General features: G+C 54.2%; 11 protein-coding genes. All 11 read left to right on the forward strand.

Annotated features, from left to right (window positions below):
* Nucleotides 1-365: 365 nt before the first annotated feature.
* A complete protein-coding gene (locus tag AC2FNE_RS07855; RefSeq protein ID WP_496805105.1) occupies nucleotides 366-1,907 on the forward strand; it encodes an ADP-ribosylglycohydrolase family protein in 1,542 nt (513 codons plus the stop codon).
* A gap of 256 nt (nucleotides 1,908-2,163) precedes the next feature.
* The gene (locus AC2FNE_RS07860; RefSeq protein ID WP_496805106.1) at nucleotides 2,164-3,657 is read left to right on the forward strand and encodes a DNA modification methylase; all 1,494 of its coding nucleotides are present in this window, start codon (nucleotides 2,164-2,166) and stop codon (nucleotides 3,655-3,657) included.
* Nucleotides 3,657-4,067 (forward strand): DUF5681 domain-containing protein, encoded by a 411-nt coding sequence (locus AC2FNE_RS07865; RefSeq protein ID WP_496805107.1) that lies wholly within the window; start codon nucleotides 3,657-3,659, stop codon nucleotides 4,065-4,067. The genes AC2FNE_RS07860 and AC2FNE_RS07865 overlap by 1 nt, the downstream gene beginning before the upstream one ends.
* Nucleotides 4,048-5,469, forward strand: a complete 1,422-nt coding sequence (gene terL, locus AC2FNE_RS07870) for a phage terminase large subunit (protein WP_496805108.1) — start codon at nucleotides 4,048-4,050, stop codon at nucleotides 5,467-5,469. Before AC2FNE_RS07865 ends, terL begins: the two co-directional genes overlap by 20 nt.
* Before the next feature lie 156 nt (nucleotides 5,470-5,625).
* The gene (locus AC2FNE_RS07875) at nucleotides 5,626-6,057 is read left to right on the forward strand and encodes a DUF6508 domain-containing protein (RefSeq protein WP_496805109.1); all 432 of its coding nucleotides are present in this window, start codon (nucleotides 5,626-5,628) and stop codon (nucleotides 6,055-6,057) included.
* A gap of 302 nt (nucleotides 6,058-6,359) precedes the next feature.
* Entirely contained in the window at nucleotides 6,360-7,673 is a 1,314-nt protein-coding gene (locus tag AC2FNE_RS07880; RefSeq protein WP_496805110.1) for a hypothetical protein, read from the forward strand.
* Nucleotides 7,663-8,271 (forward strand): hypothetical protein, encoded by a 609-nt coding sequence (locus tag AC2FNE_RS07885; RefSeq protein WP_496805111.1) that lies wholly within the window; start codon nucleotides 7,663-7,665, stop codon nucleotides 8,269-8,271. Before AC2FNE_RS07880 ends, AC2FNE_RS07885 begins: the two co-directional genes overlap by 11 nt.
* 11 nt (nucleotides 8,272-8,282) lie before the next feature.
* Nucleotides 8,283-8,723 carry a thermonuclease family protein gene (locus tag AC2FNE_RS07890; protein ID WP_496805112.1) on the forward strand — a complete coding sequence of 147 codons (441 nt, stop codon included), beginning with the start codon at nucleotides 8,283-8,285 and terminating at the stop codon, nucleotides 8,721-8,723.
* A gap of 229 nt (nucleotides 8,724-8,952) precedes the next feature.
* On the forward strand, nucleotides 8,953-9,507 hold the full coding sequence (locus AC2FNE_RS07895; protein ID WP_496805113.1) for a DUF6946 family protein: 555 nt from the start codon (nucleotides 8,953-8,955) through the stop codon (nucleotides 9,505-9,507).
* A gap of 124 nt (nucleotides 9,508-9,631) precedes the next feature.
* A complete protein-coding gene (locus tag AC2FNE_RS07900; RefSeq protein WP_496805114.1) occupies nucleotides 9,632-9,793 on the forward strand; it encodes a hypothetical protein in 162 nt (53 codons plus the stop codon).
* Between the two features lie 99 nt (nucleotides 9,794-9,892).
* The gene (locus AC2FNE_RS07905; RefSeq protein WP_496805115.1) at nucleotides 9,893-10,903 is read left to right on the forward strand and encodes a hypothetical protein; all 1,011 of its coding nucleotides are present in this window, start codon (nucleotides 9,893-9,895) and stop codon (nucleotides 10,901-10,903) included.
* Nucleotides 10,904-10,940 lie beyond the last annotated feature (37 nt).

Raw genomic sequence — 10,940 nt, forward strand, 5'->3', positions numbered from 1 at the left:
GCGAACAGAGACTGAGGGCCGAAATCGGCCGTATTTGCTCAGCATCCCGCGTCTCTGACAGAAATTGCCCATGCCAACATGCGGAAATCACGCAAGAATATCGCCGCAATCTCTCGTCAGCTCAAATTTAAGGAGTGGTTGGCTGTGCTGCCAGTCTCGAGCTATCCAGTCTGCGCTAAATTTCCCTGGTAACAGGGATTTTTACAGGGAAAATTGCGAATTTGGGCAAATATCTCTGAGATGGCGCAATTTTTATTACATTATTTCAGGTAGATAGGGTAAATTTCCCTACTCTGCAAAACAGGGAATTCATGGGGTCCAACAGTGAACGCACCAACGGCTAACAGGGAAGGAAAATCTTGGGAGTGACTGGCGACCAGGAACAGCAGTTGATCATCAACGAAGTGAGCGTTGGCACCGGTCGTATCGGTCTGGCGAAATGCCCGGGCACAAGCATCCGTGGCAGTGGTGCTGCCCGTGACCGGCATGGCGTCACCTCAGATTTACAGGTCATCCGGCAATGGGGTGCGGACGCCATTTTGTCTTTGGTCGAGGAGGAAGAATTGCAACACCTCCAGGTGCCAGATCTTGGCGACGCCATCCAACGAGCAGGATTGACCTGGTATCATTTTCCGGTGCCTGATTTCGGGGTTCCCGATCCTGGGAGCATGAAGCGCTGGGAGCAGATGTCAGCGCAGTTTCACCGGTTGCTCGACAGAGGTGAGGAGCTGCTTATTCATTGCCGCGGTGGCCTTGGGCGATCTGGCGCGATGGCGGCCCTGCTTCTTATCGAGCGCGGCGAAAGCTGTACGCGCGCGATGGAAATTGTCCGGAGCGCACGGCCCGGCGCAATTGAAACATCTGCCCAGGAGAGTCTTCTGGAAGAGGCTGCAGGTCCGGGAAACAGGTTGTCAAAACTCACGCGCGCCAGTTTGTTCGGGGGCGCGATCGGTGATGCTCTTGGCGCTGAAATCGAATTCTGGCCTCTGGACCGGATCCGACAACGGTTCCCGGACGGGGTCGATGAGATGCTGGCGCACGATGGACGTATCGGCTCGATCACCGACGATACGCAAATGACGCTGTTCACCGCCGAAGGGTTGCTGCGGGCCAGAACGCGGGGCATGACGAAGGGCATCTGCCATCCGCCCGGTGTTGTTCATCACGCACTCATGCGCTGGTTTGCCACGCAGAATGAGACGCCGCTGTGCGACGTTGACAGCACTGGTCTCGTCCTCGACCCGCGGCTGCATGTCAGGCGCGCGCCTGGTAACACCTGTCTGGACGCTCTGGGACACTGCCAGCGTTTCGGTGGGCCTGCAAAAAATGACTCGAAGGGGTGCGGCACGATCATGCGCGTCGCGCCTGTCGCTTTGCTCGCGCAGTATGCTGGTGACCGTGAACGACTTGCCGCCGAAACCTCTGCACTGACACATGGCCACGATACGGCTCAGAAAGCCGCGTCGGCATGGGTGGCGATCCTTTTATTGGTCCTCAATGGCGTGTCTGTTCGTGACGCCGCTACGGATGTTCTAGGTCGCTACAGCGGTGAAACAGCCGTGGCATTGAAAGCGGCACTTTCCGCACCCGAAGATGGAAAGCCGGAGACTGTCGAAAAACTCGGAAGGGGCTGGACCGCCGCGGAAGCGCTGTCGATTGCGCTCTATTCCTGTCTGGTCTCCCGATCATTTCAGGAGGGGCTGAAGATTGCCGTAACCCATTCGGGCGACAGCGACAGTACCGGCGCCGTTGCAGGGAACCTGCTTGGGCTGGTGTATCCAGACGACGTCATGTCGCACCCTTGGCGTCGCAAGATTGAATGTTCAGATCTGATAAATCGCGTCGCGAGAGATCTTGCCGTGACCGATCCTTCTGAAGAAGACCTCGATCGCTATCCGGGGTGGTGAAGCCTTTCGCAGCCCACCGCGGATCAATTTTTGAGATCAGAAAAGTATTCACGAGCCGAAAAGCAGTGCCCCGCAGCACGTTTGTCAACTACATATAGAATTTCCCTATTGACTGGCGCATTATGTAGTGTCATATGCCAACTTACCACGACTTGAACTTGGAGAACCTGTGTGAAGCGAACGCCAATATCGGCGGGCTTTGCGGTTTTCCATATCCGCATTTCCCGCCTCAAAAATTGAGAAAGGAAATGCCGAAATGTCGGTCAACTCTGTCGATCCTCCAAAGAAGACACAGCCTGTGCCAACCGGGCCATCGGCCGGAGGCGATGAGCAAGAGGCGAAGGTTGCGTCAAATACGACGCCGCTTCTGTCGAAACGCAACGACCTGCACCGTGATCTGACATTCGTCGATGTTCCGATTGAAAAGATTAGGATCGCGGAGCAGCGGGTGCGCAAACCGAGCAATCGACAGGTGTCCCGCGTAAAACGGTCAATCGAGACGTTCGGGGTTTGCGGTTTTCCTCTGCTGGACCAGGAAAATTGCATGATTGATGGTCACGCGATCGTCGAAGCAGCCCGGCAGCTGGGACTGAAATCAATACGTTGCATCGTCCTGCAGGACTGCACGGAGTTGGAACGTCGGGTGCTGTCAATCGCGCTCAACCGCTTGCAGGAACGCGGTGAGTGGGACGAGCAGGCACTGAGGCTTGAGTACCAATACCTGCTCGAATTCAATGTGGACCTCACTGTGACAGGGTTCGAGATTTCAGAAATCGACCGCGTGCTCGTGCTGGATGATAATGGTCTGGACGAAGTCGATCCGGCAGACAGGGTAGGGGACTTGCCTGCGTCCGATGGGGCGGCGGTTTCACGCGCTGGTGATATCTGGCTGCTAGGTAATCACAGGGTGATGTGCGGCAACGCCCGTAGTCCTGAACATCTTGCAGCTGTGGTGGGCGATGACACCATATCCGTCGCTTTCACGGATCCTCCCTACAACGTGCCCGTCAATGGCCACGTGCGTGCGTCCAAGGGCAAGTTCGAGGAGTTCGCCGAGGGCTCTGGTGAAATGTCCAACGCGGAATATGAGGAGTTTTTGCACGTCACGACTGCCAATATGGCCAAGCCCGTCAAACCAGGTGGCATCCTGTTCCTCTGTATCGACTGGCGCCATGTTGAAGTTCTGATGCGTGTCTTGCGCGGGTTGGGGCTGGATCTGATTAACTTTTGCGTCTGGGACAAGGACAAGCCCGGGATGGGGTCACTCTATCGCAGCCAGCATGAATTCGTGCTCGTGGCAAAACGGCCCGGTGCGCCGCACCTCAACAACATTCAGCTTGGTGCACATGGCCGTAACCGCAGCAATCTCTGGCGCTATGCCGGAGCCACAGGCGGGCGCAAATCGGAAGAAGATGATTTCTCGCTGCACCCGACCGTCAAGCCTGTTCGGATGGTGCGCGATGCCATCCTCGACGTCACAGCTCTAGGAGAGGTGGTTCTGGATCCGTTTCTGGGGTCCGGAACGACTTTGCTGGCCGCGGAGCGCGCCCATCGTGTCTGCGTCGGCCTGGAGGTCTCGCCCGCTTACGTCGATGTTGCCGTCCGGCGTTGGGAAAATATGACGGGCCTCAAGGCGCGGCTGGCGGACACTGGTCATACCTTCTCCGAAGTCCGTGCTGAGCGCTCAAGTGAGAGCCCACGGAATGAAGCGTCACCCTGGTCTCAAAATGCCGGCACGGAGGATTTCTGATGAGCGATAGTGACAAACCCTATGAGGTTGGTCATGGAAAACCACCCCCAGAGCATCAGTTCAAGCCGGGCCAGTCAGGGAACCCGAAGGGTCGACCCAAGGGGGCGAAAAATCTGCTGAAGGTGATCTCGAAACACGCGGCAAAGAAGGTGACGGTCATCGAAAGCGGTGCCGAGAAGCAGATGGCCAGGCTGGATGTCGTCATAACGGCGATGTTCAACCAAGCCTCAAAGGGGGACGTGAGCGCAGCGCGCCTTGTCACCCAACTGATCCTGGCATCCTCGCAACTGCCCGGCGAAGATTATCAGTCCGGCTATTCCGACGAAGACCTGAAAGTGATCCTGGAGGAAGCGAATTGGCAGGCCGAGCTTGTGAGGTTGGCAGAGGAGAATGACCAAGATGACTTTTAACCACGATCTGCTTCGCAAGGTTTACGCAAACAGCCTGCACGCGTTCGTATGCCGGTCATTCAAAGTTCTGAACCCAGATGACGAATTCGTGGAAGGATATTACCTCAGAGCGCTCTGTGAGGCGCTGACAGGCGTCGCTCTTGGGGAGACAACGCGTCTCATCATTACTCTGCCACCTCGACACGGGAAATCTCAGGCAGTCAGCGTTGCGTTTGTGGCCTGGCTTCTCGGCCGAAACCCTGCCGAGAAAATCGTCTGTGCCAGCTACAGTAGCAACCTCGCTGGTGATTTTGCGAGGCAGACGCGTGATCTGATGCAGGCGCCGTTCTATCGCGCGACGTTCCCAAAGACCCTGATCAATCCGAAAAAGAACGCGGCTGAGGAGTTTCATACCTTGGCAAAAGGGCGACGTATTGCAACCTCGGTCGGAGGGACGCTCACGGGGAAGGGAGGACGTTTCCTGATATTCGATGATCTGATGAAGGCGGAGGATGCAGAGTCGCTCGTAAAAAGGGACAATTGCCACAATTGGTTCCGCAACACGGCAGCCAGCAGGCTGAACAATCCAAAGACAGGCGCAATCATCATTGTTGCTCAGCGGATCCATGTCGATGATCTAGTGGGAAGGCTGCTCCCGAGCGGTGACTGGGAGCATCTGAACCTGCCAGCGATCGCCACCGAGACACAGGTGGTGTCGCTGGGTGATGGTGCCGAGTGGACGCGAGAACCTGGCGAACTGCTTCACCCGGAACGGTTCACGGCGGAAATCCTCGAGGAACGCAAACGTGAGCACGGTTCAAGGGTATTTTCGGCACAGTATCAGCAGCGGCCTGTTTTGCCGGGTGGCAACCTAGTCAAGCTGGAGTGGTTCCGAACGTATGAGAAGCCGCTGCAGCGCGCCCAATATGAAGCGATTGTTCAAAGTTGGGACACGGCCGCTGTCCCAGGGGAATCCCGCGACTATTCCGTTTGCACGACTTGGGGAATAATTGGTCAATACGTCCACCTGTTGGACGTTCACCGTCAACAGTACCTATATCCTGATCTAATTCAGGCCGCCTTGAAACTGAGGGAAAAATGGAAGCCAAACCTTATCGTTATTGAAAAGGCTGTAACGGGTTTGTCTCTTAGGCCAGATCTTGTTCGGAAAGGCGTGAGGGAGGCATTCTGGCTCTCGCCTGAAAAAGGCAAGGTTGAACGCATGGTCGCGCAATCGGCAAAGATCGAGAGTGGGCAGGTTCTTCTTCCGCGTGAAGCTCATTGGCTCGAAGGCTTCAAGTCCGAAGTGGCTGCATTCCCGAATGGCAAGTACGATGACCAGGTAGATAGCCTGTCGCAACTGCTTCGTGCGCTTGACATGCGTCATCATACAACCCGTCATTGCAGTCGCTACAAAGGGTAATCGGTTGCCAGAAATTATCCCAGAAAATCAACAGATTATCGGCTGGCAGGACTTGATTTATTCGCAGCAATTCTCCTCTTTGTCCGCTTCCCTAAAATCAACTGTGCGCATGTGGGTATTAAAGAGCGCGAAAATACGACCGGAGAGAATGCAATTATGCCAGACAATTCCTACAACGATGAAAAATTAATAGCGTTGGCCGCATTCCTTCCGGTTTTAGAGGAACCTAACTTTTCGGCTGGTGAAATGGTATATCCGCCCGATTTGCCCAATGGAGTAGCGCGCGTCCCTTATTCTTCCCGTAGCGAAACTGTCTCTAGCTTCGTGCGTATGCTTTACGAGAAGAACTGGATCAAATCCTTTGATTGGTCTAACTGGTTTAGAGATCCTGAAGCCAACGCTTTGTTTGAAAGCGAGGGCATTGCCTTGTCTGAGGCCAGTGAGGATCAACTAAGCCGAATGCTGACCATTTGCGAACGCCGGTGCAGGTTTTCGTGGGGTGACCCGCTGCTGGAAGATTTCGAGTCCGGACTTATCCTACGCATTGTTCGGCGCGCAGCGGAATTGCTGGAGAAAGGGCAAAACTAGAGGCGCGGTTTTTATCTCGGGTTTGCAGTCGCACGTTGAAAAAGCTTTGCCGCGGTGCGTCGCTCTACAAAGCGACACTTGCGAAAATTTACAAAACGACAGGTTCGAGCGCCCCCGGTTCCTAAGTTTCGCTAGGTGGTTTTTTTTGATCCGGCCCACCACCGTTCCCGCACGTCTGAAGCGTGACAGGATTTGTCACCCACAGAATATATTAAAGATTCGTTAGCGAACAACACTGGCTGTTTTGGCAAGCAAAGCGGCAGTGTCTTTGAGTGCGACAACTGTGAGTAGGAACGGGTAAATTGAACAGTGAAAGTAGAAAAATCATTGGTGTGGCGATCGGCGCGGAAATCCTGATCATTGGTGCGGGGCTGTCGTTGGCCGCAGCCATCGGGTGGCAATCCTTCAGTGAACATCAGAACATCACACTTGCTATGTCGGCAGCCGCGTTTCCCCTGATCCTGGCCTGTCTGGAATTCTTTAAGATACCGGCAGGTTATGCCCTGTACAGATCGCGCTGGATCATGAAACCCTTCGCGCTGCTTTTGCTAGTCGGGGGCATTGTCGCCACCTTTGAGACCGTCACCATGGCGGGATCGACATGGTTCCGATCTGTCCAGTATGACGTGCAATTTGCACAGACCGAACTGGAGGCTCTGCGGCAGCGCAGAGGTGGCCTTGAAACGAACGTGTCGTTTGACGCCCAACAGGCTGTGATCGCGGCACTGCAAGCGCAGCTCAATAGCCTAACTACCTCGGCTGCAAGCAAGCAATTGAGTTCCAAACTGGCGCAAGCCAAGGCTGAGCGCGCGGTGCTTCTGAACAGGGCGTCCGAGATGCGGGACAAATTTGGCGCAGAATGGGACGCTCAAACGGCAGACAACGAGCGCCGGGCTGCCAGTGATAATCCGGTTATCCGCAGCCAGGGAGAAGCCTCGCAAAGGTCTTTGCCAACGCGTGCGAACTACATCGCCACTGAAATGTCTCGCTGGCAAGCGGGCGAGGGCGGTCTGATCGAAGCGGAGGTCAAACGGATCACTGCTCTCATTGCAGATACGGAAGCGGAGCAGGCTCTTCTGGTCAAATCGGAAGAGTATGGTTCGGAAATCGCCTTGGTTCAGGAACAACTAACGGAGGCGAACGCGGCATTGTTGACTGCTCAGAAAGCGGCGTCTCAGGCAGCGGTAGATAAGATTGCTCTTGGTATAGAGATTGAGAAAGCTCGCCTGAACGTGGCGGAAACCGCGAGCGCATCGATCATCTATGACATCGCTGCGAAATGGTACGCCACGCCGATTGGCGAGGTTACCGAAACACAAGCAAACGAGGTAACTAAGTGGATTGTCGGCGGCGTGGCGGCTGCTGCGGCGCTCTCCACGGGGATGGCGGCTTTCGTCGCAGCACATATCGCATCACCTTCTCCTGCCCTGTCCTTAGCGCAGGCGTTGCGCCGGTATGTCCTGCGCCGCCGCTGGCGGCGGAAACAGAAGGTAGAAAAGATCGTTTTCAAGGACCGGATCGTCCACAAATACCTGCCGATCACCGAGGGTCTGACCAACCTCAAAGAGCGGTCGATTAGGGAGGAACTGAAACTGAGGAGTGTTAATGATGGATAAGGTTGAACATGACTTCAGCGCTATCGAACAAGCCCTTGCGCAAAATGAAGCGCCTATGCGGATGCGAGAACGGATTGGTAAAGGTGCCATGGCAGGGCTGGTCATTCTTGCGTCAGGCGTGGCTGTAACACTTGCAGCACTTGGTATAGGCAAGGGGATCTTCTGGGCGAAGGAAGAAAAGGTCATTGAGGTCGAAAAAATCGTCGAAGTGCCGGTGGAGAACATCGTCGAAGTTGAAAAGATCATCGAGGTGCCCGTGCCAGCACCGTCGCTGCCGCAAGTCCCGCCCCAAACGAATGCGAAGGTCGTTCGAAACTATACAATTTTTCAGGATGTCGATGTCCCTGTTGTTGCGGGCAAATATAACGACGACTGGTTTGTTACGGCCGGGCATAACTATGCGACCAGCCAGCAGCGTAATTACGATGAAGCTTACTGCTATGCGTATGCCGTAATCGATGGCGTCTATATTAGTGTGGACCTTTCGACGAAGACGAACACTGGTATCGTCACTGACGAAGTCGATTTAGGAGCCGCAAAGATGGGGATGGACGAAGCCGAGCTGCGCCAGATGCGCAACCTGTGCCCGTACCTTTGAGGAGTGCTAGCGTGAAGTATTTTCTGATTGCCTTTGCTTTGCTCGTAGGGAGCACAATGACTGCTCTGTCTGCTGAGCAACCCGGCGTAGTTGGCTCTGCGCAAATTCGCGACGTCGATACTATCGTTGTATCGGGTGTGCCGATCCGCTTGAACGGCGTTGACGGACCAGAACTTGGCACCGCCGCAGGGAGCGACGCCCGACGCTGGATGGTCAATCATTTGCGGGATAGAACGGTCGCGTGCTTTTTGACTGGAGCCAAAACATACGACCGCCACGTAGGTACCTGCTACATTCAAGGAGGTGCCACAGATCGTTGGATTGATATCGGGGCTTCCGCGATATCAGCTGGTCATGCGCTCGATTGTCGTCGTTACTCTGGTGGGGCATACGCTGATCTGGAAACACCAGCTGCTAAGTCGCGGATCAAACGAGCGGGCTATTGTCGGTAAACAATGGTTGCTTTCTGTTTGAGATGAACAGCCAACTTTTGCGGATTGTCTCTGGGTCAGAATGCCCGGGGTATTGAAGTTTTCTTGAATTATGCGCTGCTGATAACGTTAAAAAGTTTGGTCGAAGTCGGGTCGAGAGTGCGCTTGTATGAAGATAAGTGGCTGAGTGGGCTGTATCGGAACCGAACTTTCTCTACCACCTGCGCAATTTGTTATACCGCTCTTCTGCATGTCTACTCAGCGGCTTGTAAAATTTCTCCAGGCTCCAATCGCTGGAAATCATCGCTCTTCACCTGAACTTCTTCTGGCCATTCCTGAGCACAAAGTTGCGTTACCCGGCGGTCGCCGCGAAAGCCAGTGCGATGTGTTTGCCTTGGTCAAAACTTCAGAAGACACTGTGGCCATCGCGGTTGAAGCGAAAGTGGACGAACCGTTTGGCCCAACTATCGGCGAATGGTTGAAAGACGCCAGCGCAGGAAAGATTGAACGGCTGCGTTTCATTTGCGATTTGCTTGGCCTCGATGCATCACCTCCAGATGGTTTGCGATACCAGCTGTTCCACCGGACGGCTGCGGCAATTCTTGAAGCTAAAAGGTTCAAAACCGATGGTGCGGCCATGATTGTACAATCGTTTTCCCAGGAGAGCCGATGGTTTGAAGACTTCAAAGCATTTGCTGATCTCTTCGGATTGGAGGTTAGGCCGGGAAAAAGTGCACGCATGGAATTACCCTCGGGAAAACCGCTTATTCTGGGCTGGGCTATGGGTTCGGCCGCATACCTGTAGCACTCTCGCCCGGGGCATGCGGTGACCGCTCTTCGTCCTGGCCTGATAAGACTATCCGCAAGGTGTGGCTACTGAGAGATGACTGGCAAATTCAACGGTTTGCGCCCGAGGGATAGTTTGTGAAATGCTTGAGTTTTTACTGATCGTCTGTGCCGTTTTAGCGTTTCTGGCTGTCCTTACCTGGGAGCCAGTACGCCGATTGATTTCTGTCGCGCTGGATCTGTCCATTTTAGCAGTTCTGGTCTTAGTGATTTCGGGGCTGATTTGGTTGTTTGCTCGAGCGTAGATTGGACTGCCGTTGGGGAGTGGCGTGTGCAGCTTCAGGTTGTACAAATGCTAGCATCACAGCTAACCCAAACATGTTAATTGGGGTATTGGAGGAAGAATGAATTGGTTTAAAGCGATTACTGGCTTTGAAGAAGGCGGCTATCACGACACAAAGTCGAAGCTTTTCGAAAGAGACGGATACCTTCATTCCGAATTTTCCCAAAATTGCTATGCCATTGGGGACTTTTGCCTGCCGAGCTTGGCCGAACTGCGTGAAAGACAAAAGCAAGATACACCCACGGGTCGCGTTTCCGTAGTAAACATCTCCGGAGACGTGCGAAATATGCACTCGAAGGCTCAGTATCGTGGAGCGCTCTTCCAGGTGGCCTCTCAATTCAACATGCTGGAAATGGTCCACCCCGGCGTCACACCGGAACACGGTGTCACCGGATATCAACACGACATGACACAAGGTCCCGCTTGTGCGATGGCAGCTGGCGCCGCAACGATTTACAGGAACTATCTTGTCCCCTTCGAAGGACAAGAAGGTCAGTCGGAAGAGCGACAAATCAATGGGCTTGCAGATCTCGGTGCGAAGCTTGCATCGGCAATGGGGGTTGATGTTGCCGATCTTTGGAACATGAAAAACGGCTATGCAATGCCAACGAAGGATAGTCTGTTAAAGATCGGAGAGCTGCTGAAAGACTGCAGTGTGGCCGAAAGGCAATCGTTGAAGAGCTGCCTAAGGATAGGCTTGCACACAGGTTGTCAGGTTACAGATGCACCGCCCGAGGATAATGTATTGGTGTCTCAAGCGTTCTGTTCTGCATTGCCGGTCGCATACACTGATATCGATCCTCAACATTGGGAGCCTTTTGCACGATTGATCCTGAAGGCTTCTTACGAAGCAGCTGTTTTAGCGGGTGTAGAAAACATGCGCGCGGGAAGAAGCGATCATGTTCTGCTGACAAAACTGGGGGGCGGAGCCTTTGGAAACCGCGAAGAATGGATCAGGGATGCGATCATGATTGCGTTGGCGCCGGTGGCTGAAGAAGATCTTAAAGTCTTGCTTGTAAGTTACGGAGCGCCGTCAGAACAAATGAGGGCGATCGAGAGAGCTTTCTCGTGAACTCCTTGAAACACCGTTGTTTAAACTTGTTCTTCCA

The organism is Ruegeria sp. YKSD179 (genome assembly GCF_059612885.1).